The organism is Microbacterium sp. PI-1 (assembly GCF_004337555.1).
GTDB classification, from domain to species: domain Bacteria; phylum Actinomycetota; class Actinomycetes; order Actinomycetales; family Microbacteriaceae; genus Microbacterium; species Microbacterium aurugineum.
Genome location: NZ_SJYZ01000015.1, coordinates 1 through 23,077 on the forward strand (window position 1 = coordinate 1; position 23,077 = coordinate 23,077).

Here is a 23,077-nt window from a genome sequence, read left to right on the forward strand (position 1 = left end):
CCCGTGTGTTCCGGTCGCGATATGTCACCCGAAAAGACCGAATCAGGTGACATATCGCGACCGGAGCAGAGGGGGATGTCCCGGAAGGAACCACCCATGACGACCACGCACCGCATCGCCGTGATCGCCGGAGACGGCATCGGCCCCGAGGTCATGCCCGAGGGGCTGCGGGTGCTGCGAACCGCGGCCGCCCGCTTCGACATCGCCCTCGAGTTCGAGGAGTTCGACTTCGCGAGTGCCGCGTACTGGCAACAGCACGGGCAGATGCTGCCGGACGACTGGTTCCAGACTCTGCGCGAATTCGACGCGATCTTCTTCGGCGCGGTCGGCTGGCCCGATGTGGTGCCCGACCATGTGTCCCTGTGGGGGAGCCTGATCCAGTTCCGCCGGGCGTTCGACCAGTACGTGAACCTGCGCCCGGTCCGGCTCATGCCCGGGGTGGTCTCCCCGCTCGCCGGACGCGCCCCCGGAGACATCGACTTCTACGTCGTGCGCGAGAACACCGAGGGCGAGTACTCCTCGATCGGCGGACGCATGTTCGAGGGCACCGACCGTGAGTTCGTGCTGCAGGAGACCGTGATGACCCGCACCGGCGTCGACCGGGTGCTGCGCTACGCGTACGACCTGGCGCAGCGCCGCGAGGCGAAGCACCTGACCTCGGCGACCAAGAGCAACGGCATCTCGATCTCGATGCCGTACTGGGACGAGCGGGTGGCCGCGGTGGGTGCCGACTACCCCGACGTGCGCCGCGACCAGTTCCACATCGACATCCTCACCGCGAACTTCGTGCTGCACCCCGACTGGTTCGACGTGGTCGTGGCCAGCAACCTGTTCGGCGACATCCTGTCCGACCTCGGACCCGCCTGCACCGGCACGATCGGCATCGCCCCGAGCGCCAACATCAACCCTGAAGGGGTCTTCCCCAGCCTCTTCGAACCGGTGCACGGCTCCGCGCCCGACATCGCGGGCCAGGGCATCGCCAACCCGATCGGCCAGATCTGGTGCGGCGCGATGATGCTCGAGCACCTCGGATATCCGGAGGCCGGAGCCGCCGTGCTCGCCGGGATCGAAGACGTGCTGGCTCGTGGCGCGGATGTGGCACCGTTCACGCCGGACCTCGGCGGCACGGCCACGACGACGGAGCTGGGCGCGGCGATCGCGGAGGCCGTCGCCACCGTCTGAGCGGATCGCTGCACGCCGACCGGCCGACACCAGCCGTTCACGAATCGTTCCTTTCGGAGTACGGCGGTCTCGTAATTGCCCGTCACCTTCGGGAGTTGGAATACCGATGTTCTCGGAATTCCGAGGCATCTCCCTCCCGAAAGGTCATCATGCGCCGCTTCACCCTGCCCGTCGTCGGCCTCCTGGGCGTGGCCGCCCTCACCCTCACCGCCTGCCAGGGCTCGACCGCCGAGGCCGCACCCGCCGATCCCGACGCCCCTCTCACGATCGCCACGATCCCGGTCGGAGACGACCCCACCGCCGAGAACCCGATCGAGGTGTTCGCCGAGCTGCTGGAAGAGGCCACCGGTCGCACGGTCGAGATCACCGACGTGCCCGACTACCTCAGCGTCGTCGAGGCCATCCGCGCCGACCACGTCGACATCGGCATCATGAGCGGATTCCCGTCCGCACTCGCCGTGAACACGGGTGAGGTGGATGCGCTGGTCGCGTTCGAGGGCGACGGCAAGCCGGTCTCGACCTGCGTGGTGCGGGAGGACTCGCCCATCCAGACCGTCGAGGACCTCGAGGGTGCGACCGTCGCCTTCGCCGACCAGGCCTCCAGCTCCGGCTACTTCATGCCCGTGTACATGCTGCACGAAGCGGGACTCGAGCAGGGCACCGACTACGAGGCGATCTTCGCGGGCGGACATGAGGGCAGCTTCGCCGCACTCGAGCAGGGGCAGGTGGACGCCGCGTGCACCGCCATCATGCTCACCGAACTCGGTGCGCCGATGTTCCCCTTCGCGGATGGCGAGTGGCGCGCGGTCGGCGAGAGCCCTGCGATGGACATCCAGGGAGCCGTTCTGGGTCGTCCGTCCCTGGACGCCGAGACGCGCAAGGTCATCCAGGACGGCATCGCCGAGGTGTTCTCGCCCGCCAACGCCGAGCGTCTGGGCGCGTACGGGGCTTTCGCCGCCGCCCCGCAGACCGTCGACCCGAAGGCATCCGCCTTCACCTCGTTCGCCGAGATCGCCGCGGTTGCGGGTGTCGAGCTCGAGGACCTGAAGTGACGGTGGCCGTCCCGGCCGCGCGGGTGCGCGGCGCACACGGAGAGGGTTCCGCCGCCGACGGGCGTGTTGCGGATCGACACGCCCAGGCGCGCGCAACTGATCTGCGTTTCGGCACCGACGTCCGCGCCGAAGGGCCCGTGGTCGCGGTGCGCGGCCTGCGAGTCGCGTATGACACGACGACGGTGCTCCGCGGAGTCGACCTCGACCTGTTCCCCGGCGAGATGGTCGCCCTGCTCGGTGCGTCGGGTTCGGGCAAGTCGACCCTCATGCGCAGCCTCACCGGGTTCGCCCCGATCTCGGCCGGCACAGTGCGGGTCGCGGGCCGTGACGTCACGAACCTCGGTCGCGGCGAACTGCGCACCCTCCGCTCGGGGGTCGGCCAGGTGTTCCAGCAGTTCAACTTGATCCCGCGGCTCAGCGTGATGACGAACGTGCTCACGGGGGCACTGCACGGCGCGGGACCGATCAATCTCGCCGGCGGTTTCACCGGGGCCCATCGCCGACGGGCGCTCGAACTCCTCGATCGGGTCGGCATCGCCCACAAGGCGTCCGCTCCCGCGCGCTCGCTCTCGGGCGGGCAACAGCAGCGCGTCGCGATCGCCCGAGCGCTCATGCAGCAGCCCACGGTGATCCTGGCCGATGAACCGGTCGCCTCGCTCGACCCCCGGCTCGCCGGCTCGGTGCTCGACCTGCTGCGGGAGATCGCGACGCAGGACGGCATCCCGGTGCTGGTGAGCCTGCACGTGCTGCCCCTCGCCCTCGTGCACAGCGACCGGATCGTGGGACTGCGCCACGGCGAGATGCTCGTATCCGGGGCGACCTCGGGGCTGGATGCCACGGCGTTGGAAGCCCTGTACGACGACGAGGAGCACGGCGATGACGACGACCACTGAGCCCCGCACACCCGGTACACCCCGCACCGACCGGACCGACCGGACCGACCGTCCGCACCTCGACCCGGCGGAGCGCGCCCGCCTCGAAGCGGCGTTCCGGGTGCCGCGCGCCCGCTTTCTGATCGGGCTGCCGGTCGCCGTCCTGCTGCTGATCTGGTCGTTCAACGGCGCCCAGTTCAACTTCGTGAAACTTGGTGAGGGCGCGGTCAACATGGGCGAGTTCCTGTCGCGCCTGTTCCCGCCCGACTTCTCGAAGATCGGCACCATCCTCGCCCTCCTGCTGGAGACGTTCCAGATGGCTGTGGTCGGCACGGTCCTCGGTGCGGTCCTGTCGCTGATCGTCGCGTTCGGAGCCACGTCGACCCTCGCGCCCAGGTGGCTGTACTACCCCACACGCTGGGTGATGAACATCATCCGCTCGGTCCCCGACCTGGTGTTCGCGCTCATGTTCGTCTCGGCCGTCGGGCTGGGTCCGTTCGCAGGCATCCTGGCCATGACGCTCGGTTCCATCGGGTCGATCGGCAAGATCTTCGCCGAGGCGATGGAGCAGGTCGACCGTGGACCGGTGGTCGCCATGGAAGCGGTCGGCGCCTCGAAGCGGCAGGTCATCCAGTATGGCGTCTTGCCGCAGGCCGCACCCCTGCTCACCTCCTACACGCTGCTGCTGTTCGAGGGGAACGTGCGCGGGGCGACCATCCTCGGACTCGTCGGCGCGGGAGGCATCGGACTCGAACTGACCACGGCCATGCGCATGTACGACTACGGCCACCTCAGCGCCATCATCATCTGCATCATCGTGCTCGTCACGGTGATCGACCAGGGCAGCGCCCTCATCCGAAGGAGAATCACATGACCCTCATCGACACCGACCTCGTCCTCAGCGCCCCGGTCAACCTGCGCGATCTCGGAGGCATCGCGATCGACGGCGGTGTGCTCCGTGAGGGGGTCGCCATCCGCGCCGACGACCTCGCCTACGTGACTCCGCAGGCCGCGGACCAGCTCATCGATCGTGGGCTCACCGCGATCATCGATCTGCGCTCGCCGCGGGAGGCTTCCCTCACCGGCCGTGGCCCGCTCGGCGCGCATCCGGTCGCGTACCACCACCTGCCGCTCATCGCGGATGTGGGGGAGACGATGGATCGCGAACAGCCGGCGCTCACGCACGAGGCGATGGGACTCATGTATCAGCGCATGGCCGAGAGCGCGGCGCCCCAGCTGGTGATCGCGCTCACCGTGATCGCGCACACGCCCGGTGCGGTCGCCTTCCACTGCGCCGCCGGCCGAGACCGCACCGGTGTGCTCGCGGCCATGCTGCTGCTCGTGCTCGGCGCGACCGACGACGACATCGTCGCGGACTACGCGCGCACCGGCGACAACATGGTCGCGATCATGGCGCGCACGGCCCCGGTGATGGGGGCGATGTGGAAGGCACTCGGCTTCGACGCCGATGCCCTCGAGAACACGTCGTCGTTGTTGGAGGGCTCGATGGACGTGTCGATGCGCAGTCTGCTGGACACCCTCCGCGCGCAGCACGGTGACCCGCTGACGCCGCTGCGCGCCGCGGGACTCTCCGATGCCACGATCGCCCGACTCCGTGCCAAGGCCCTGGCCGCGTGACCATCCTGGAGAGGGAAGCCGGGGCTGCGGTCCGCCGCCGCCCCGGTCGACCGCGTGACGAGGAGATCGATGGGCAGATCGTCACGGCGACGCTCGAGATCATCGATGCGGGCGAGGAGGTCACGGTGTCGCGTGTGGTCGCCCGCAGCGGAGTGAGTCGGGCGGCGCTGTACCGACGCTGGCCCTCTCTGACGCTCCTGATCGCCGCCGCGCTCGACGTCGGGCGCGAGGTGCCGCCGGAGTACCCGGTCGATGCCGATCTGCACGAGATCCTGCTCGCGGGGCTCGGGCTCGGGGCCGACGGTGTGGCGCCCTCGGCCCCCGGATACTCCGAGGCGCGATTCCGGCAGCGCATCCGTCTGGTGATGGCCGATCGTGCGCTGCAGAAGACGTACTGGCAGTCGCATGTCTCGCGGCGCCGGGTACCGCTGCAGAACGCGCTACGGACGGGCATCGCGCGCGGCGAGCTGCTGGCCGACCTCGACGTGGAGGCCTGCTTCGACGCCATCGCAGGTGTCGCGTACTACCAGCTCGTCGTGCGCGGCGACCGGGTCAGCGATCCTGCGGTGGTCGAGCGGATGCGCGCCGCGATCGAGGTGATCTGGCGCGGGATGGTCGCTGCCTGACGTGAGTGCCTCGTTGCGGGATCGAAAACGCGCCTCCGCCGGGGGTTTCCGGTGCGGTTCTGATCCCGCAACGGCCGCGCTCAGCTCTTCGTGAGGTCTTGCGCGAACATCACGAGGATGCCGCTCGGGCCGCGCAGGTACGTGAGCTTGTAGAGGTCCTGATATGTCGCGACGCCGCGGAGCGGGTGGAATCCGTGGCGGGCGGCGATGGCGAGGGACTCGTCGATGTCGTCGACGGAGAACGCGATACGGTGCATCCCGATCTCGTTCGGAAGCGTCGGGTCCGTCTCGATCGCATCGGGGTGGATGTACTCGAAAAGCTCGATCTGGCCGCGTCCGTCCGGTGTCTGCAGCACCGCGATCTTGGCGTGGTTGCCGTCGAGCCCGACGGCGGTCGCCGCCCACTCTCCGCTGACTTCGTCACGGCCGAGCACGGTGAGACCGAGGTCGGTGAAGAAGGAGATGGTGGCTTCCAGGTCGCGGACCGCGATGCCGACGTTCTCGAGGGTGATGGGCATGACGGGATGCTACTCGGGATCGCCGCGCACGTCAGGGCTAGCCTCCGAGTTTCTCGGCGCAGGCGACGCAGTACTCGGCGAAGGGCCGTGCCTCGAGGCGGCCGGCGGGGATGGGGCGTCCGCAGTTCGCGCAGAGGCCGTAGGTTCCGGCATCCACCCGGGCCAGCGCATCGTCGACCTGCCGGAGTTCGGATGCCGCGGCCTCGGCGAGTCCGGTCAGGCGCGACCACTCCGACGACAGGGTGACGCCCTCGGGGTCGTGCTCGTCGTCGTCGTTCGAGCTCTCGCGGTCGTGCGTGAGCTCGTCGAGCGTCGCAGCGGTGGCCTGCACGCGCGCCTCGGCCCGAGCGCGCAGTGCGAGCAGGCGATCACGGGCGTCAGCGGTCATGCGACCACTCTAGGCACCGGGGACTGCCCTCGGCTCGAATCGCGCAACGGGCTCGATACTGCGCCGGGATCGAACCATTCACGCGATTCGAACGGCGGGAGAAGCTACACCGTCGGGGTTCGCGTCGGTACCGAGTCGGTCGTGGTCGGCACGGCCACCGCCTTCATGCCGGGGTGGTCGCGTTCGAGCGCGGCACCTTCCATGTCGACGTTCGGCAGCAGGCGGTCGAGCCAGCGCGGCAGCCACCACGCCGAGCGTCCGAGCAGGTGCATGAGGGCGGGCATGAGCAGCATCCGCACCACGAAGGCGTCGAGCAGGACCCCGAACGCCAACCCGAATCCGATCGAGCGGATGATCGTCGACTCCGAGAAGATGAACCCGCCGAACACCGACACCATGATGAGCGCGGCGGCGATCACGACCGAGCGGCCGGCGCGGAAGCCCTGGGCGACGGCGTCCCGCGCCGAGGCCCCGTGCACATATGCCTCGCGCATGCCGGAAGCGAGGAACAGCTGATAGTCCATGGCGAGCCCGAACAGGATGCCGACGAGGATCACGGGCAGGAAGCTCAGGATCGGTCCGGTGCTGTGCAGCCCGATGATCTCGGCGCCCCAGCCGAACTGGAACACGGCCACGATCAGCCCGTAGGTCGCGAACAGGGAGAGGACGAACCCGCCCGTGGCGATGATCGGCACGAGCAGCGACCGGAACACCACGATCATGATGAGCAGGGAGAGCCCGACCACGACCACGAGGTACAGAGGCAGGACTCCCGCCAGGGCTTCCGAGATGTCGATGTTGATCGCGGCCTGACCTGCCACACCGAGGGTGATTCCGTCGTCGATCGCCGGCATCGAGCGCAGGTCCTGCACGAGTGTCTCGGTCGACGCGCTGTTCGGTCCCTCCTCCGGCACGACCTGGAACGCGAGCAGGGTGTTGTCGTCGGAGGTCGCGATCGGTGCGACGGCGACCACATCGTCCTGGTCGGCGATGGCCTGCGCGATCGTGACCTGCGTGGCGAGCAGGTCGTCGTCGCTGACCGCGTCGTCCAGGGTCGCGGTGACGAGCAGAGGGCCGTTCGCGCCCGCGCCGAACTGTTCGTCGACGGTCTGGAAGGCGCGGTAGCTGGTGGAGTCGCTCGGCTCGCTCGAACCGTCCGGCAGTCCGAGTCGCATCGACATCGCGGGGATCGCGATGATCAGCAGAGCGACGACACTCACCACGGCCGTGACCACGGCGCGGAGCGTCGACATGCGCTTCACCGGCTTGCCCGCGGCGTGCTCCTCGCCGATCGTGCCGCGCGCGCGACGGCTGAGCAGGCGCGGACCGACGAGGCCGAGGATGGCGGGGGCGAGGGTGATCGCGACGAGCACGGCCACCGCGACGCACACCGCGCCGACCGTTCCCATGAGGCCGAGGAAGGGGACGCCGGTGACGTTGAGGGCGAGGAGGGCGACGATCACCGTCGTGCCGGCGAAGACGACGGCCGTGCCGGAGGTTCCCGTCGCGAGACCGATGGACTCTCGCACCGGGACGCCGGCGAGCATCTGCTTGCGGTGTCGGTTCACGATGAACAGGGAGTAGTCGATGCCCACCGCGAGGCCGAGCATGACACCGAGGACCGGCGTCACCGAGGCCATGTTCACCACGCCCGAGAACGCGAGGGATGCCGTCACGCCGACGCCCACACCGACGATGGCCGTGACGATCGGGAGAGCGGCGGCGAGGAGCGAGCCCAGCATCACGATGAGGACGATCGCGGCGAACGCGAGACCGACAGCCTCTCCGACGCCGAAGATCTCCGGGACGCCCTGTGCGATGTCGGTGCCGAAGTCGACCTCGACGCCGTCGATCGGTGCGGACTCGAAGTGGTCGATCGCGCCCTGCTTCACCTCTTCGGAGAGCTCGAGACGCGGGTCGACGAAGGAGATGTTGACGATGGCGGTCGATCCGTCTTCGGAGACCACGCCGATGCCGTCCGAGAGGGCGAGGAGGGTCGTGCCCAGCTCGACCTGATCGGAGTTCTCGTCCAGTTCGATTCTCTTCGACGCGAGAGTCGCCTGCTGGGCCTCGAGTTCGGCCGCCTGTGCGTTCAGCGCGGCCAGCTGCGCATCGAGGGCGGCCAGCTGCTCGGGGCCGGCTCCGGACTGCTCCGCCTGGGCGCGGGCGGCGGTGAGCTGCGCGATCCCGGCATCGAGCTGAGCCCTGCCGTCGTCGAGCTGGGTCTGGGCCGCATCCAGCTGCGTGCGGCCGTCGGTGATCTGCGCCTGACCGTCGGCGAGCTTCTGCGCCTGTTCGTCCTGCTGCTGCTGCGCGTCGAAGGGGTCGATCACCCGGGCGACGCCGTCGAGGTCCTCCGCGCTCACGGCGAGGTCGGAGATCTCCTGCTTCTGCTCGTCGGTGAACGGCGATCCGTCTTCGGTCCGGTAGACGACGGTGCCCGTGCCGCCGGCGGTGTCGGGGAGCTTGTCGGCGAGCTCGTCGGTCACGGCGCCGGAGGCGGTGCCGGGGATGTCGAAGCTGTTGCTCAGCGTGCCGCCGAGTGTGAGGAAGGCACCGACGCCGAGGCCGAGGATCACGACCCACGAGACGATCACCGTCCAGGCCTTGCGCGCAGCGAACGAACCCAGACGGTACAGCAGTGATGCCACAGTGGTCTCCTTCAGACTCAAAGATCATACGGCACGTCTCGTCTAGGGATCTGTGGCTATCCTGAGTCCATGGTCAACGAGCATCGCAGCGGGCCCGTGCGCAGCACCGCGGCGCGCGAAGCGATCCTCGACGCGACCTCCCGCCTGTTCCACGCCCAGGGGTACGACCGGCTCACGATCGAGGGCATCGCCAAGGAAGCCGGGGTGGGCAAGCAGACCATCTACCGCTGGTGGCCGTCGCGGGGTGCGCTGATCGCGGACTGCCTGGTCGACGGGCGCCTCATCCCCGTCGATTTCGTCGTGCCCGACACGGGTGACCTGTTCGCCGACGTCGAGGCCTGGCTGCAGTCGGTCTTCCGAATCCTCGAGACGACGCAGGGTCAGGCGTTGCTGCAGTCGCTGGTCGCCGCCGCCGCGGAGGATGCCGCGGTCGGCGCTCACCTCGGAGGGAGCCTCGGCGTCGAGCAGCATCTCTCCGAGCGTCTGCGCGGCGGGATCCGCGACGGCGAGCTGCCGGAAGACGCGCCCGTCACGCAGATCGGTCGGGCGATCCTCGGGGCGATCATCGTGGAGTCGCTCGGTCGCGAGAGCCACGGACCCGGCGGGATCATCGAGCTGATCCGGTACCTCTTCACGCGCTGAGTCGCGCGCGTGCCGTGCGGTCGGCGTTGAGTCTCAGCCGAGGAGCAGCGTCAGCACCGTCGCGCCGCCACCGGCGAGGATCAGCGCGATGATGACCGTCCACGCGACGATGCGGATGCGCCGGTTGCGCTTCTCGCCGAGGTCGCCGTAGTCCTCGCTCAGGTTGTCGCTCATGCGCTGACCTCCGTGACGGTCGGACCGAAGTAGGACGGGAGCGTGGCCTGCGAGCGCTCGCGGAGCTCGGCGACCGAGACGGTGAAGACGCCCTGGACCTCGAGCTTCGCGCCCTCGTCGTCCGTCACGCCGATGCGCATCACCGGGTAGTCGCGTCCCTCGCAGAGGCCGCGGAACTTCACGTCGTCCTCACGGGGCACGGTCACCAGCACGCGGCCGGTCGACTCGGAGAACAGCGCAGACGCGGCATCCACCCCATCGCGCTCGATGATCTCGTTCAGCCAGACGCGGGCGCCGACGCCGAAACGCATGACGCCCTCGGCGAGGGCCTGCGCGAGGCCACCCTCGGAGAGGTCGTGCGCCGAGGAGATCAGCCACTCGTCGCGAGCTGCGGAGAGCAGACCGGCGAGGCGCTTCTCCGCCGCGAGGTCGACCGCAGGCGGCAGACCGCCGAGGTGCTGGTGCACCACGTCCGCCCACGCGGAACCCGAGAGCTCGGTCGAGGTGGTGCCGAGCAGGTAGATGTTCTGGCCCTCGTCCTGCCAGCCGGAGGGGATGCGGCGCGAGACGTCGTCGATGATGCCGAGCACGCCGACCAGCGGGGTCGGGTGGATCGGCACGTCGCCGGTCTGGTTGTAGAACGAGACGTTGCCGCCGGTGACCGGGGTTCCCAGCTCGTAGCATCCGTCGGCCAGGCCGTCGACCGTCTGGCCGAACTGCCACATGACCTCGGGGTTCTCGGGCGAGCCGAAGTTGAGGCAGTCGGTGATCGCGGTCGGCACAGCACCGGTGACGGCGACGTTGCGGTACGCCTCGGCGAGGGCCAACTGCGCTCCTGCGTACGGGTCGAGCTGGCAGTAGCGGCCGTTGGCGTCGGTCGAGACCGCGAAGCCGAGGCCGGACTCCTCGTCGACGCGGATCATGCCGGCGTCGTCGGGGAAGCTCAGCGCGGTGTTGCCGAGCACGTAGTAGTCGTACTGGTTGGTGATCCAGCTCGTGTCGGCGAGGTTCGGCGAGGCGACGATGTCGAGGAACTGCTCGCGCAGCGTCTCCGGGTCGTTCGAGCGGGGGAGGTTCTCGGCGGCGTCTGCCTGGAGGGCGTCGATCCACGTCGGGTAGGCGACCGGGCGGTCGTAGACGGGGCCGTCGACCGCGACCGTCGAGGGGTCGACGTCGACGATGCGCTCGCCCTGCCAGTCGATGATGAGGCGTCCGTCACCGGTGACCTCGCCGAGCACGGAGGTTTCGACCTCCCACTTGTTCACGACCTCGAGGAACGCGTCGAGCTTCTCGGGCGCGACGATCGCCATCATGCGCTCCTGCGATTCCGACATGAGGATCTCCTCAGCCGTGAGCGTGGGGTCGCGCAGCAGGACGTTGTCGAGCGAGACCTTCATGCCGCTGTTGCCGTTGGCCGCCAGCTCGCTGGTCGCGCAGGAGATGCCGGCGGCGCCCAGGTCCTGGATCGCCTCGACGAGCTCGCCGCGGTACAGCTCGAGGCAGCACTCGATCAGCACCTTCTCGGCGAAGGGGTCGCCCACCTGCACCGCGGGGCGCTTGGTCGGCCCGGTGGAGTCGAAGGAGTCGGAGGCGAGGATGCTCGCGCCGCCGATGCCGTCGCCACCCGTGCGGGCACCGAACAGGACGACCTTGTTGCCGACGCCGGTCGCGTTGGCGAGCTTGAGGTCTTCGTGACGCAGCACCCCCACCGCGAGCGCGTTCACGAGCGGGTTGGCCTGGTAGACGGCGTCGAAGACCGTCTCGCCGCCGATGTTCGGGAGGCCCAGGCAGTTGCCGTAGAAGCTGATGCCGCTGGTCACACCATGCACGACGCGGGCGGTGTCAGGATGGTCGACCGCACCGAAGCGCAGGGCGTCCATGACCGCGACCGGGCGGGCGCCCATCGAGATGATGTCGCGGACGATGCCGCCGACGCCGGTCGCCGCACCCTGGAAGGGCTCGATGAACGACGGGTGGTTGTGCGACTCGGCCTTGAAGGTGACGGCCCAGCCCTCGCCGACGTCGACGACGCCCGCGTTCTGGCCCATGCCCACCATGAGGCGTTCCTTCATCTCGTCGGAGACCTTCTGGCCGAAGCGGCGCAGGTAGTTCTTCGACGACTTGTAGGAGCAGTGCTCCGACCACATCACGGAGTACATCGCCAGCTCGCCCGAGGTGGGCCGGCGGCCGAGGATCTCCTTGATGCGCTCGTACTCATCGGGCTTGAGTCCGAGGGCCCCGTAGGGCTGCTCCTTCTCGGGCGTCGCGATCGCGTTCTCGACGGAGTCGGGGACGTGCTGGGGGGAAGGTGCAGGGGCGGTGGTCACGCGCACTCCAAGGGAAGGGGCCGGCGGGGCATGTCCAGTCTACCGGCGCGGGTTCGGCGTGCATTGCGGGTGCAATAACGCTCCGGGGAAGGCCGTGTCCGGAGCGTTTTCGATCCCGCCACGGGTCGACGGATCCCCCGGAATGGGGGGTGTCGAGAGAAAACCGTTCACATGAACGGTTTTCTGCGCTATGGTCGGTGCACGGCGCAGCGAGGCGTCGCCTGAGCGGGGCAGAGCTGTCCTGTGGAACGGAGCAGAGCACATGAACGACCGTCGAGCCTTCGACCGGCGCACCTTTCTCGTGGCCGGGGCGGCCTCGCTGGCGACCGTCGCGATGACGCCCGCGCTCCCGGCCGCTGCCGCACCCGTCGAGTCGCCGGTCGCGGCACCCGCTCTTCTTCGCGGCGGCCTGAACGCGCAGACGCGCCGATTCGACACGCGCCAGGTGCGGGGGTGGGCGGCCGACACCTGGCGGAGCCTCGTCGCGATGACCGACTCGCGCACCGGCCTCCCCGCCGACAACATCACCGAGGGACTCAGCGCCGGGGAGCGCTCCGGCTACACGTCTCCGACGAACATCGGTGGATATCTGTGGTCGACGCTCGTCGCCCGAGAGCTCGGCCTCATCTCACGGGGCGAAGCGACCGGGCGTCTCATCCGCACCCTGAAGACCCTCGACCGCATGGAGCATCACGCCCCGAGCGGCATGTACTACAACTGGTACGACGAAGCCACGGGCAAGGCCCTGCGCATGTGGCCCGATTCGGGCGACGTCATCCATCCTTTCTGCTCCAGCGTCGACAACGGATGGCTGGGTGCCGCGCTGCTCACGGTGAAGAACGCGGATCGGGGCGCGGCGCGCTGGGCGTCCAAGGTCTTCGACCGGATGCGGTGGGACGCGTTCTACAACGACAACAGCGACCCCGAGCACCCGGTGCGCGAGGGCGGACTCCTTCACGGCGGCTTCTTCCCCTTCGACCACGACCGGCCGGGCGGCGTCTACCGGGGCACGCACGTCGGCGGCGAACCGGTGTGGCTGACCACGCACCACTACGACACCGTGGTGTCCGAGACGCGCATCACCACCTATCTCGGGATCATCACGGGACAGATCCCCGGGAAGCAGTACTACGCGTCCTGGCGCACCTTCCCGGCCTCCTGTGACTGGTCGTGGCACGAGATGCAGCCCGTGGGTGAGAGTCGCACCTACTTCGGTCTCGACGTCTACGAAGGCGCGTACACCTACCGCGGGATGCGCATCGTGCCGGGCTGGGGCGGCAGCATGTTCGAGGAGCTCATGCCCGACGTGTTCGTGCCGGAGGCCCGGTGGGCGCCCGGGAGCTGGGGGCGCAATCACCCGCTGCACGTGCGGGCGCAGCGCGAGCACGGTCTCGACGAGGCCGGCTACGGCTATTGGGGGTTCAGCCCGTCGAGCAACCCGGCAGGCGGGTACCGCGAGTACGGCGTCGACGCGCTCGGACTCAACCCCGACGGCTATCTGTCGGACCAGGAGGGAACGAATTTCGACCCCGGCTTCGGCGACTGTCGGCCGGCGACGAACCCGACACCGACGTACGGAGACGGCGTGGTCACCCCGCACGCCGCGTTCCTCGCGATGATGCACGAGCCGGCGGAGGCGTTCACGAACCTCGTGAACATCCAGCGGGACTTCGACGCGTACGGGCGCGGCGGCTTCTTCGACGCCGTCGCCGTGCGATCGGGCACGGTCGCCCGTCGTCACCTCTCGCTCGATCAGGCGATGGTGATGGGCGCGATCGGCAACGTGCTCTGTGACGGCGTCGTCCGTCGAGGCTTCGCGACGCGGGCCGTCGAAAGCCGGCTCCGCCCGGTCATCGGTATCGAGAGGTTCGGTGCCGGACGCGCCTGAGCAGCGTCCGCCAGGCGTCGACGAGAAGCAAGACCCCATCAGATCGGAAGGCGATCACATGAGAATCAACAAGAGACTGGCGGCGTTCGCGCTCGTCGGCGTGACACTGGCGACATTGACGGCCTGCGGGAGGGCGGATGCCGGGCCCGCGGAGGGCGCAGGAGCGGAGGACATCTCCGACGGACCAGCCACCGGTAGCCTCACCGTCTGGGCCATGGGAGCCGAGGGGGAGAACCTCGACGAGCTGACGAAGACCTTCGAGGAACAGAACCCCGACGTCGACGTCGAGGTCACCGCGGTGCCCTGGGGTTCTGCGCACGACAAGTTCATCGCCGCGATCGCGTCAGGCACCACACCGGACGTGGCTCAGGTGGGCACGACCTGGATGGGCGAGTTCGCCGGCCTGAACGCGCTCGACCCGGTGCCCGCGCAGATCGACGACAGCGTCTTCTTCGAGGGCGCGAACGCCACGAACCTGGTGGACGGCGTCTCCTACGGCGTGCCGTGGTACGTCGAGACCCGCGTCGTGTTCTACCGCACCGACATCGCCGAGGCCGCCGGCATCACCGAGCCGCCGACGGACTGGGACGGACTGCACGACATGGCGGCCGCCATGAAGACGCAGCCGGGAGTGGACTGGGGCATCAGCCTGCAGCCCGGCGGAACCGGTTCCTGGCAGACATTGCTCCCGTTCATGTGGCAGGCGGGCGGCGACATCACGAACGACGCCCTGACCGAGTTCACGTTCGACTCTCCGGAGAACGCGGACGCGTTGTCCTACTACCAGTCGTTCTTCACCGACGGTCTCGCCGACAGCGCCCCCACCGAGGGCACGACGGAGGCGGACTTCGTCGATGGCCGTGTGCCGATGTTCATCTCCGGTCCCTGGATGATCGGCAGCGTCGAAGCGCTGGGCGGCGAGGGGTTCGCTGACAAATACGGCGTCGCGGTGATGCCCTCTGCCCAGAAGGAGGCTTCGTTCGTCGGCGGCTCGAACCTCGGCGTGTTCTCGAACACGAAGAACCGGGATGCCGCGTGGAAGCTCGTGCAGTTCCTCACCGAGGAGGAGACCCAGGCCTCGTGGTTCGACATCGTCGGCGACCTGCCTTCCGTCAAGGGGGCATGGACGACCGATGCATTGAAGTCGGATGAGAAGCTCGCCGTCTTCGGGACGCAGCTCGAGACCGCGAAGGCACCGCCGTCGATCACGACGTGGGAGCAGATCGCGACGAGCCTCGACGCGCAGGTGGAGGCGGTCACCAAGACCGGGTCGGATCCGGCGGAGGCGCTCCGAGCCGTGCAGCAGGAGGCGACATCGATCGGGTTCGGCGGCGAATGACCGTCGCCGCTCGGCAGCCTCGCTCGGGTCGAAGCAGGAGCTTCCGCTCGAGCGAGGCACGGGCGGGCCTGATCCTCGCCCTCCCCTTCTGCCTCCTGTTCGGGGTCTTCACCGTCTGGCCCGTGTTCCAGTCGATGTTCATGAGCTTCACCGATACTCGGGTGACCGACATCAAGACTCCGTTCAACGTCGGCTTCGTCGGCCTGGACAACTACGCCAAGGCTCTCGGAGACCCGCTGTTCCTGCGCGCCGCCACCAACACCGCCGTGTTCGTGGCGGTCGGGGTCCCGCTGACGATAGCGGTGGCGCTGCTCGCGGCCGTCGTGCTCGACAAGGGCATCAAGCGCTTCCGCAACTTCTTCCGGGTGGGCTTCTACACACCCGTGATCACCAGCATCGTGGCGGTCGCGGTGGTGTGGAAGTTCCTCTATCAGCCGGACAACGGTCTCATCAACACCGTGCTCGGATGGGTGGGGATCGACGGGCCGCACTGGCTCGGAGACCAGCGCACCGCGCTGGCATCGCTGATCGTCATGGCTGTGTGGCGGAACTTCGGCACCGGGATGATCATCTTCCTCGCGGGCCTGCAGGCTGTGCCGCCGTCGCTCCTGGAGGCAGGCTCCCTCGACGGCGCCGGAGCATGGAAGCGCTTCTGGCACATCACGTTGCCGACGCTGCGGCCGACGATGCTGTTCGTCGTCGTCACCACCACGATCGGCTATCTGCAGTTCTTCGAGGAACCGTTCGTCATGACCGATGGCGGTCCGCTCAACAGCACCCTCTCCGTGTCGCTGTACACCTACCGGCAGTTCGGATTCGGCAACTTCGGGCTCGCGGGCGCGATGGCGTACATCACGTTCATCGTCGTCATCGTCGTCACTTTCATCCAGTTCCGTGTGAGTAGAGAGAAGAGCTGATGCGCGCATCCCGGAACCGGGTGTGGATCTACATCGCGGTGATCCTCGCTTTCGTGATCGTCGTGATGCCGTTCCTCTGGATGGTGCTCGGCGCGTTCAAGACTCAGGGCGAGCTCCTCGCGTCGCCGCCGACCTGGTGGCCGGCGAACCCGACGTTCGACAACTTCGTGCGACTGTTCGAGCGGCTCGACTTCGGGCGGTTCTTCTTCAACTCGGCGACCGTGGCCGTCGTCGTCACCACGGGCAACATCCTCTTCTGTTCGATGCTCGGGTACGCACTGGCGATGCTGGACTTCCCGGGCAAGAAGGCGATCTTCATCGCGGTGCTCGGCACGTTGATGATCCCGGGGCTGGTCGTGTTCATCCCGCAGTTCGTCCTCGTGGTCAATCTCGGACTCGCCGACACGCTGACGGCGTTGTTCATCCCGTTCCTCGCCGGCGCGTTCGGGGTGTTCCTGATGCGACAGTTCTTCCTGGGCACTCCGCGCGACCTCCTGGAGGCGGCGCGACTCGATGGCGCGGGGGAGTTCCGGATCTTCTTCCGTGTGTACCTGCCCCTGGCGGGCCCCGCCATCGCCACGCTCGCGACCCTCACCTTCCTCGGCTCCTGGAACAACTTCCTCTGGCCGCTCGTCGTCGCCAGCAGTGAGAAGACCTACACGCTGCCGGTCGCGCTGTCGCTGGTGTCGACGGGGCAGAACGCGACGGACTTCGGCCTGCTGCTCGCGGGTGCGACGGTCGTCGTGCTGCCGGTCCTGGTCGTCTTCCTCTTCTTCCAGCGATTCATCATCGAGGGCATCGCCACCAGCGGCATCAAGTGATCGTCGCCGCGCCGCCCACACCCCAGAGAGATTGAAGGAAAGTGCACTACTCCCTCCCCGTCATCCGAGCGCAGTTCACGTCGGCAGGAGCCCTGGGCTCTCTGCAGGCCGGGCCCCTCAGTCTGCTGCAGTATCCGGCCAGCGAGCTCGAACCGGGGCCGCACCAGGTCTGGCTCCGGTTCCGCAGCGCGGAGGGGGTGCACGCGCATCCGCTCACCGGTCCCGCGTGCGAGGGCCGGGTCGCTCGCGGTGACGGCTCCGCGCTGGTCTCGGGGACGACCCGCGGAGTGGAGTGGCAGGTGTGGTGGGAGCACCCCGCAGACGGTGTCGCCGGCTGGAGCGTCCACCTCCGCAACGCCGGGTCCGAGCCGGTCGCGCTGGACGTCGTGCACCTGATCGATCCGGCATTGACCGCGGCCGAGAGCCTGCGTGAGAACGAGTTCTACGTGTCGGACTACCTCGATGTCCAGCCGCTCGGCGAGCCGGAGGTCGCGTGGCTCGCCGTCCGGCAGAGCATGCCGGGACCGAGGAATCCGTGGATGGCCGTGGGGAGCACCGAGCGGGTGGTGGGGTGGTGCACGGATGCCCGACAGCTGGCGTTCCCTGACGGAGGACTCGATCTCTCGCGGGACCTTCCGTCCCGCCGCCTGCAGGGCGAGCACACGTTGCTGGGCCTGCAGACGGAGACTCGGACGCTGGCGTGCGGCGAGACCCGTGCGTTGAGGTTTCCCGTCGTGGTCGTGGACGACCATCCCGGCCGGACGGACGCGAGTGACCTGGCGTTCGTGGACGCGATCAATGGAGGAACGCCGTGGCGAACGGAGCCGCCGCAGCTCGGACCCCTCGCCGCCGTCGTGCCGACGCTCTTCAGCCCGGCGCGCACGGCGATCGTCGAGGACCTGTCCGAGGAGGACTTCCTCGCGGTGAGCGGCGCGCACGCCGAGGGGGTGGAAGACGGGCCGGACGGCGCCTGGGCGTACTGGGCGGGCGGCCGCCACGTCGTGTCCGGCCCGAAGGAGCGTGCCGTGATACGTCCGCACGGTCACATCTCGCGGGTGTCGGCGGGCCCGCATCCCGCTGATCTCACGGTCGCCTCCACCGCGTGGATGGACGGTGTCTTCGCCTCTCAGCTCACGATCGGGCATGCCAGCGCTGCGCCGCTCCTCTCGGTGCGGCGCAGCGCCGTCGGGCTCAAGCGCGCGGATGGGCTGCGGCTCTTCGTCCGCGGAACCACCGGCCCGTGGCTGATGCTCGGCACCCCGAGCGCGTGGATCGTCGACGGCCCCCGGGTCCGCTGGGTCTATCGGTGGGATGGACGGCACATCGAGGTGGTCAGCACGCTGAGCCTGGGGGAGCTGATCGTCGAGGTGGAGGTCGTCGAAGGCCCGCCCATCGAGCTGCTCGTCTCGGCCCATGCCGATGCGGTCACGGCCCCCGGAGAGGACGGCTCGCTGTTCGCCGACGGTCGCAGCCGCGACGACCGGTGGCGGGCGAGCGTCCATCCCTCGGGGACGGTCTTCCGGCACCGCATCGTGCTCGTCGATCAGGCGGACGCGGGTGAGCGTGGGGCGCTGTGGCGTGCTCCCGAGCTTCACGGCGATGACGAGAGCATCCGCCGCCTGAACCGCATCCTGCCGTCGTTCGTCGCGGACGCGGCCGTTCACTACCAGGCGCCGCGAGGGCTCGAGCAGTTCACGGGCGGCGCATGGGGTACCCGTGACGTCAGTCAGGGACCGGTGGGACTGCTCCTGGCCACCGACAGTCCGGCAGTGCTGCGCGACGTGCTGCTCACGGTGTTCTCCGCGCAGCAGACCGACGGTGACTGGCCCCAGTGGTTCCAGTACCTCCGTGCCCACCGTGCACCCGGGCATCGGGACAGCCACGGCGACGTGGTCTATTGGCCGCTCCTGGCGCTGGGGGAGTATCTGGAGGCGACGGGGGACGACGGCATCCTGCACGAGCGGGTGTCGTCCGTCGGGACGGACGAGCTGTCGCCGCCCTCATCGATCCTCGAACACGTGGAGGCGGCGTTCGGACGACTGGCCTCACGCCGCAGCGCCGACCCGCGCCTGCCTGCCTATGGGCACGGAGACTGGAACGACGCCCTTCAGCCCGCCAGCCCCGCCCTCGCGGCCTCGCTGTGCTCGACCTGGACGACCGAGCTGGAGATCAAGGCACTCGAGACGCTCGGACCCCGTCTCGCCGATGCCGCCCCCGAACTGGCCGACCAGATGGCGTCGCTCGCGGCCGGCACGCGCAGCGCGTTTCGCGAGCGCCTCCTCGTGGACGGGGAGCTGTGCGGGTACTCGATCATCACCTCGGACGGACTCGAGCCGCTCGTGCACCCCGCGGACGACCGGACGCACATCGGGCACGGATCCCTGCAGGTGATCCACGCGATCGGCGACGAGCTGCTCACCCCCGAAGAGGCCGCGCACCACCTCGGCCTCGTGGACCGGCACCTCGACGGCCCCACCGGCATCTACCTGTTCGACCGGCCCCTTCCCTATCACGGTGGGGTCACGCGGACGTTCCTGCGGGCTGAGGCGGCATCGTTCTGGGGGCGCGAGATCGGGCTCATGTACTCGCATGCCCACATCCGGTGGGTGCAGGCGCTGCTGCGACTCGGCTTGGCGGAGCGGGCGTGGACGGCGTTGCAGCTGCTGATACCGCAGGGGGTGCGATCGGCTGTGCCCGGAGCCGCGGCGCGGCAGTCGGATTGCTACTACTCGTCCTCCGATGCGGGGTTCGCCGACCGCTATGAGGCGCAGGAGCACCCGGACCGTCTCTTCGATCCGGAGTTCTCGTTCGAGGGAGGGTGGCGCGTGTATTCGTCCGGGCCGGGACTCATCCTGCGGATCCTGGTCGAAGAGGTGCTCGGATGCCGGTGGACCGTGCACGGGCTCCAGGTCGACCCCGTGCTCCCCGGGGTGTTCGACGGTTCCACGGCGCAGATACGGTGCGGAGGCAGAGACGTCATCGCGACCTACCGGGTCACGGGGGAAGGTCACGGTGTGCGGCGCGTGCTGCTCGATGGACGCCCGGTCGACACGACCCCTGTGCCGCGACGATACCGGCGGGGCGGGGTGTTGATTCCGCGCGCGACCTGGGAGGCGCAGGAGGCCGGCGAGGTGCGCCTCACGATCGAGGTGGGCTGATCCCTGTCACCCCTCCGCGGCGGGCGATTCCTCCGGGGCATCCGACGGGAGGAAGTATCCGCGCACGAACTCCTCGAAGAGCGGCACCATGTCGACGGACTCGTCGAGCAGCCACTGCAGCTGGATCCCGTCCATCACCGCACTGATCAGCCGCCCCGCGAGGTCCGGGTCGAGGTCGGTGCGCACTTCGCCCGCCTCCTGCGCCCGGCGGAGGAGGTCTCCCGCCCGGTCGGCTGCGGAGCGGTAGCGGTCGACGAACTCGTCGTGCAGGGGGTGATCCGGGTCGGAGGCCTCCGCCGACACGATCGCATACAACGATGCGAGGCCGCGGGATGACTGGTTGTGCGCGACGACCTTGCCGGCCTGATCGATGAGCGTGTGCTCGGCGGGCTCTCCTGCAGCTCCGCGGACGGTCTCGTCGCGTTGGTGCAGCACCTCGGCGAAGAGTTCCTCCTTGTCGGCGAAGTGGTGCATCAGTCCGGACTGCGTGAGCCCGACCCGCCGGGCGATCTCACGCATCGAGCTGTTTCGATACCCGGTGCGCGAGAACAACTCCAGTGCTTCGTCGACGATCGCCTGTCGCCGCGCCTGGCCCTTCGCGTAGCCTTTGCGCTGCTCCGCCGCGGTTCCCCGCTGCTCCGTGTCGCCTGTGTCCACCGCTGCGCTCCCGCCTCGATACCCGACTCAAAACCTAACACCCGAACGGCTTTGCAGCTGTCGCCCGATGCCGCGGTTCACAACTCAGGAGAAGTCGCGCCGATTCAGCCCGCGGGGGTCGATCCGGGCAGGAGGACTGCGCTCTTCCTGAGTTGTGAACGCCTGTCGCCGTGAACAACTCCTCAAATGCGGGGTCGCTTCAGTCTGCAGTCGGCCATCCGGCTTCGAACACGCACGTTCTTGAGGAGTTATGCACGCGGCCGCGCGGAGACCGTCACGCGGGCGGCCACTGCGGATGCCGGGCCACGGCCACGCGTGCGGCGAGGTCCGTGCGGACGGGGGAGGACACGGCGTCGAACCCGAGGGCATCGGCCCACTCGAGCGCCAGGAGCGCGTGTCCGGCCGCGTTCGGGTGGAACGCGTCGTCGAGCAGCCCCCACGCCATGTCGTCGTTGCCGGGGCCGGTCCCCTCGGAGAAGGCGGTGAACGCGGCGTGCTGGTCGACCAGGATCACCCCTTCGCGCGCGGCCACGTCACGGATCACCTGCGCGAACTCGCCGATGCGGGCGCGGTCGGGTGCGTGATGGAGGTCCACGGTCGGCGGGGTCTGCAGCACGGGGATCCCGCCGTCGTCCCGGACGCGCCGGACGACCTCCGTGATCGAGGCCGCGAACGCCGTCGGCTCGATCACGGGGTCGAGCCATTGTGTGGTGCAGTCGTTCGTGCCGATCATGAGCGTGACGACGTCGGGCCGCCAGTGCGTCACGCGGCGCGCGAAGTCGCCGAGGATCAGGTCGGCCCGCCATCCCGTGATCGCCGTGTTGAGCACTGTGTCCTGCACCCGACCGGCATCACCGCGGATCAGCTCGTGCAGGTGGTCGACGTAGTTGCGGGCGCCGCGGGTGTGGATGAGGCCGTGCGTGATCGAGTCGCCCGTGAACACCCAGGTGAGCGGTGCTCCGGAGGCGAGCAGCCCCCGGAGCACCGGAAGGTCATCGGTCATCCGGTGACCTTCAGCTGCACGTCGATGAACCGCGGACGGTAGATCGAGGCGTCGTCGTACACGTCGCCCACGTTGTCGAAGGTGTTCACGTTGTACGACACGAGGATGCGGTTGCCGTGTCGCAGGTTCGGGTGCTCGTGCGCGTTGTAGGTGAACACGTCAGGGTCTGCGTAGCTGCCGAGCGCGCCGGTCTCCGGGGTGCGGTACAGCTCGACCGGATCGGTGAACGGCCCGGTCGGCGAGCACGAGGTGCGCGCGACGATGCGGGTGCTGAACAGCTCGGAGGTGTCCTGCGTGACGAGCAGGTAGCCATCGCGGAACCGAGCCACGCTGAACTCGTTCGCCACATACGGCACCACGGGCACGGCATCGCCCTCGGACGCCGACCAGCTCGAGCCGTTCCAGTAGGTCCACGTGCCCGTGAGGCCGTCTCCGCCCTGCACCTTGGCGACGTAGGCCGAGCGCACCCCGCCGGGGTCGGCGATGCCGTAGACGTAGGTCGTGCCGCGTTCCTCGAGCGTCCACGATCCCCAGTTGATGCCGGTCGCGGAAGGCAGATCCACGATGCTGTCGAGCTGCAGCGTCCGCCCGTCGAGCGTCGCGAGCCGGTTCGCGGTCCACGCGAAGTCCCATTGGCCGGTGCCGGTGCGCGCGAACTGCAGCAGCGGAACCTGCACGGTGCCGTGACGGCCGGGCGTCGGGTCGCCGATCCAGTACCACTTGCCGTCGGGCTCGGGCGGGATGATGCCGGCCGGGTCCTCCGGCGTGCCGCCCGTGATGGTCGTGAGGTCGCCGCGGCGGTCCTGCACCACGACGGAGTTGTTCACGAAGGGCGAGTCGGTGGGGCGTGATCCGTCGGGGTTCACCGTGCCGAGGAAGGTGTCCGAGAAGAACCAGCCGGTCTTCCCCTTGCCGAGGGGCAGCGAGTAGGTGCTGTCACCGCCGGTCCACTCCCCACCGGTGTTCCCGTAGGTCGTGAACGTCTCGGTCAGATCCTGGTTCACGCTCGCCGTCGCCGTGAGCGTCTTGTCGACCAGCGAACACTGCCCGTTCCCGTTCCCGTTGCCGTGTCCGTGCCCTCCGCCGGCGGGGACGGCCGCGCTCGCCGGGGCGGCGAACAGGGCCCCCGCGCACAGGGAGGCGACGGCCAGGCCGGCCGCGATCATGCGTCTTCTCATCTCGATCACTCCTTCGTGTTCGTGTGGGTACTGCGTGGTGGTCGGG

20 protein-coding genes are annotated in these 23,077 nt (G+C 68.9%); 12 read left to right on the top strand and 8 right to left on the bottom strand.

The annotated features are described in order from the left end of the window. Positions 1-96: 96 nt before the first annotated feature. The 6 genes from E0W80_RS12965 to E0W80_RS12990 all read left to right on the top strand — a co-directional run bounded on the left by E0W80_RS12965 (position 97) and on the right by E0W80_RS12990 (position 5,370). Positions 97-1,182, top strand: coding sequence for a tartrate dehydrogenase (locus E0W80_RS12965; protein WP_131493032.1), 1,086 nt, complete (start codon positions 97-99; stop codon positions 1,180-1,182). A 149-nt stretch (positions 1,183-1,331) separates the two neighbouring features. Further along, the gene (gene phnD / locus E0W80_RS12970) at positions 1,332-2,234 is read left to right on the top strand and encodes a phosphate/phosphite/phosphonate ABC transporter substrate-binding protein (RefSeq protein ID WP_131493034.1); all 903 of its coding nucleotides are present in this window, start codon (positions 1,332-1,334) and stop codon (positions 2,232-2,234) included. Then, positions 2,231-3,127 carry a phosphonate ABC transporter ATP-binding protein gene (locus E0W80_RS12975; protein ID WP_240740527.1) on the top strand — a complete coding sequence of 299 codons (897 nt, stop codon included), beginning with the start codon at positions 2,231-2,233 and terminating at the stop codon, positions 3,125-3,127. Before phnD ends, E0W80_RS12975 begins: the two co-directional genes overlap by 4 nt. Beyond that, the gene (phnE, locus tag E0W80_RS12980) at positions 3,111-3,980 is read left to right on the top strand and encodes a phosphonate ABC transporter, permease protein PhnE (RefSeq protein ID WP_131493036.1); all 870 of its coding nucleotides are present in this window, start codon (positions 3,111-3,113) and stop codon (positions 3,978-3,980) included. Before E0W80_RS12975 ends, phnE begins: the two co-directional genes overlap by 17 nt. Continuing rightward, positions 3,977-4,744 carry a tyrosine-protein phosphatase gene (locus tag E0W80_RS12985; RefSeq protein WP_131493038.1) on the top strand — a complete coding sequence of 256 codons (768 nt, stop codon included), beginning with the start codon at positions 3,977-3,979 and terminating at the stop codon, positions 4,742-4,744. The genes phnE and E0W80_RS12985 overlap by 4 nt, the downstream gene beginning before the upstream one ends. After that, positions 4,741-5,370 (top strand): TetR/AcrR family transcriptional regulator, encoded by a 630-nt coding sequence (locus E0W80_RS12990; RefSeq protein ID WP_131493040.1) that lies wholly within the window; start codon positions 4,741-4,743, stop codon positions 5,368-5,370. The genes E0W80_RS12985 and E0W80_RS12990 overlap by 4 nt, the downstream gene beginning before the upstream one ends. Before the next feature lie 80 nt (positions 5,371-5,450). Here E0W80_RS12990 and E0W80_RS12995 read toward each other — a convergent pair whose 3' ends face one another. From E0W80_RS12995 to E0W80_RS13005, 3 genes are all read right to left on the bottom strand, one after another. Next, positions 5,451-5,888 carry a VOC family protein gene (locus E0W80_RS12995; RefSeq protein ID WP_131493042.1) on the bottom strand — a complete coding sequence of 146 codons (438 nt, stop codon included), beginning with the start codon at positions 5,886-5,888 and terminating at the stop codon, positions 5,451-5,453. Between the two features lie 37 nt (positions 5,889-5,925). After that, the gene (locus tag E0W80_RS13000) at positions 5,926-6,276 is read right to left on the bottom strand and encodes a TraR/DksA C4-type zinc finger protein (RefSeq protein ID WP_131493044.1); all 351 of its coding nucleotides are present in this window, start codon (positions 6,274-6,276) and stop codon (positions 5,926-5,928) included. A gap of 104 nt (positions 6,277-6,380) precedes the next feature. Then, positions 6,381-8,927, bottom strand: coding sequence for an MMPL family transporter (locus E0W80_RS13005; protein WP_131493045.1), 2,547 nt, complete (start codon positions 8,925-8,927; stop codon positions 6,381-6,383). Positions 8,928-8,996: 69 nt separating this feature from the next. Here E0W80_RS13005 and E0W80_RS13010 point away from each other — a divergent pair, with 69 nt between their 5' ends. Next, the gene (locus tag E0W80_RS13010; RefSeq protein ID WP_131493047.1) at positions 8,997-9,569 is read left to right on the top strand and encodes a TetR/AcrR family transcriptional regulator; all 573 of its coding nucleotides are present in this window, start codon (positions 8,997-8,999) and stop codon (positions 9,567-9,569) included. A gap of 33 nt (positions 9,570-9,602) precedes the next feature. Here E0W80_RS13010 and E0W80_RS19190 read toward each other — a convergent pair whose 3' ends face one another. Further along, entirely contained in the window at positions 9,603-9,743 is a 141-nt protein-coding gene (locus tag E0W80_RS19190) for a hypothetical protein (protein WP_165875457.1), read from the bottom strand. Next, the gene (gene purL / locus E0W80_RS13015; RefSeq protein ID WP_131493049.1) at positions 9,740-12,070 is read right to left on the bottom strand and encodes a phosphoribosylformylglycinamidine synthase subunit PurL; all 2,331 of its coding nucleotides are present in this window, start codon (positions 12,068-12,070) and stop codon (positions 9,740-9,742) included. Before purL ends, E0W80_RS19190 begins: the two co-directional genes overlap by 4 nt. Before the next feature lie 262 nt (positions 12,071-12,332). On the opposite strand from purL, the gene E0W80_RS13020 reads away from it, so the two are divergent. The 5 genes from E0W80_RS13020 to E0W80_RS13040 are packed head-to-tail and all read left to right on the top strand — an operon-like array spanning position 12,333 to position 20,193. Further along, a complete protein-coding gene (locus tag E0W80_RS13020; RefSeq protein ID WP_131493051.1) occupies positions 12,333-13,958 on the top strand; it encodes a glucoamylase family protein in 1,626 nt (541 codons plus the stop codon). Positions 13,959-14,016: 58 nt separating this feature from the next. Beyond that, entirely contained in the window at positions 14,017-15,297 is a 1,281-nt protein-coding gene (locus E0W80_RS13025; protein WP_131493053.1) for a sugar ABC transporter substrate-binding protein, read from the top strand. Then, complete coding sequence (locus E0W80_RS13030) at positions 15,294-16,214, top strand: sugar ABC transporter permease (RefSeq protein ID WP_081997053.1); 921 nt, start codon at positions 15,294-15,296, stop codon at positions 16,212-16,214. Before E0W80_RS13025 ends, E0W80_RS13030 begins: the two co-directional genes overlap by 4 nt. Further along, the gene (locus E0W80_RS13035) at positions 16,214-17,035 is read left to right on the top strand and encodes a carbohydrate ABC transporter permease (protein ID WP_047523687.1); all 822 of its coding nucleotides are present in this window, start codon (positions 16,214-16,216) and stop codon (positions 17,033-17,035) included. Before E0W80_RS13030 ends, E0W80_RS13035 begins: the two co-directional genes overlap by 1 nt. A gap of 41 nt (positions 17,036-17,076) precedes the next feature. Next, complete coding sequence (locus tag E0W80_RS13040; RefSeq protein ID WP_131493055.1) at positions 17,077-20,193, top strand: cellobiose phosphorylase; 3,117 nt, start codon at positions 17,077-17,079, stop codon at positions 20,191-20,193. A 6-nt stretch (positions 20,194-20,199) separates the two neighbouring features. On the opposite strand, the gene E0W80_RS13045 is transcribed toward E0W80_RS13040, so the two are convergent. From E0W80_RS13045 to E0W80_RS13055, 3 genes are all read right to left on the bottom strand, one after another. Further along, the gene (locus E0W80_RS13045) at positions 20,200-20,850 is read right to left on the bottom strand and encodes a TetR/AcrR family transcriptional regulator (protein WP_047523686.1); all 651 of its coding nucleotides are present in this window, start codon (positions 20,848-20,850) and stop codon (positions 20,200-20,202) included. Positions 20,851-21,124: 274 nt separating this feature from the next. Continuing rightward, a complete protein-coding gene (locus tag E0W80_RS13050; RefSeq protein ID WP_131493057.1) occupies positions 21,125-21,853 on the bottom strand; it encodes an SGNH/GDSL hydrolase family protein in 729 nt (242 codons plus the stop codon). Then, a complete protein-coding gene (locus E0W80_RS13055; RefSeq protein ID WP_165875458.1) occupies positions 21,850-23,031 on the bottom strand; it encodes a DUF4185 domain-containing protein in 1,182 nt (393 codons plus the stop codon). Before E0W80_RS13055 ends, E0W80_RS13050 begins: the two co-directional genes overlap by 4 nt. Positions 23,032-23,077: the final 46 nt, after the last annotated feature.

What these genes read in the sequence shown, in the direction of transcription:
- E0W80_RS12965 (WP_131493032.1), top strand. Translation starts at nt 97, where the DNA reads ATGACGACCACGCACCGCATCGCCGTGATCGCCGGAGACGGCATCGGC.
- E0W80_RS13055 (WP_165875458.1), bottom strand. Translation starts at nt 23,031, where the DNA reads ATGAGAAGACGCATGATCGCGGCCGGCCTGGCCGTCGCCTCCCTGTGC.
- phnD (WP_131493034.1), top strand. Translation starts at nt 1,332, where the DNA reads ATGCGCCGCTTCACCCTGCCCGTCGTCGGCCTCCTGGGCGTGGCCGCC.
- E0W80_RS13025 (WP_131493053.1), top strand. Translation starts at nt 14,017, where the DNA reads ATGAGAATCAACAAGAGACTGGCGGCGTTCGCGCTCGTCGGCGTGACA.
- E0W80_RS12985 (WP_131493038.1), top strand. Translation starts at nt 3,977, where the DNA reads ATGACCCTCATCGACACCGACCTCGTCCTCAGCGCCCCGGTCAACCTG.
- E0W80_RS13050 (WP_131493057.1), bottom strand. Translation starts at nt 21,853, where the DNA reads ATGACCGATGACCTTCCGGTGCTCCGGGGGCTGCTCGCCTCCGGAGCA.
- E0W80_RS13035 (WP_047523687.1), top strand. Translation starts at nt 16,214, where the DNA reads ATGCGCGCATCCCGGAACCGGGTGTGGATCTACATCGCGGTGATCCTC.
- E0W80_RS13030 (WP_081997053.1), top strand. Translation starts at nt 15,294, where the DNA reads ATGACCGTCGCCGCTCGGCAGCCTCGCTCGGGTCGAAGCAGGAGCTTC.
- E0W80_RS13020 (WP_131493051.1), top strand. Translation starts at nt 12,333, where the DNA reads ATGAACGACCGTCGAGCCTTCGACCGGCGCACCTTTCTCGTGGCCGGG.
- E0W80_RS12995 (WP_131493042.1), bottom strand. Translation starts at nt 5,888, where the DNA reads ATGCCCATCACCCTCGAGAACGTCGGCATCGCGGTCCGCGACCTGGAA.
- phnE (WP_131493036.1), top strand. Translation starts at nt 3,111, where the DNA reads ATGACGACGACCACTGAGCCCCGCACACCCGGTACACCCCGCACCGAC.
- E0W80_RS13010 (WP_131493047.1), top strand. Translation starts at nt 8,997, where the DNA reads ATGGTCAACGAGCATCGCAGCGGGCCCGTGCGCAGCACCGCGGCGCGC.
- E0W80_RS13000 (WP_131493044.1), bottom strand. Translation starts at nt 6,276, where the DNA reads ATGACCGCTGACGCCCGTGATCGCCTGCTCGCACTGCGCGCTCGGGCC.
- E0W80_RS19190 (WP_165875457.1), bottom strand. Translation starts at nt 9,743, where the DNA reads ATGAGCGACAACCTGAGCGAGGACTACGGCGACCTCGGCGAGAAGCGC.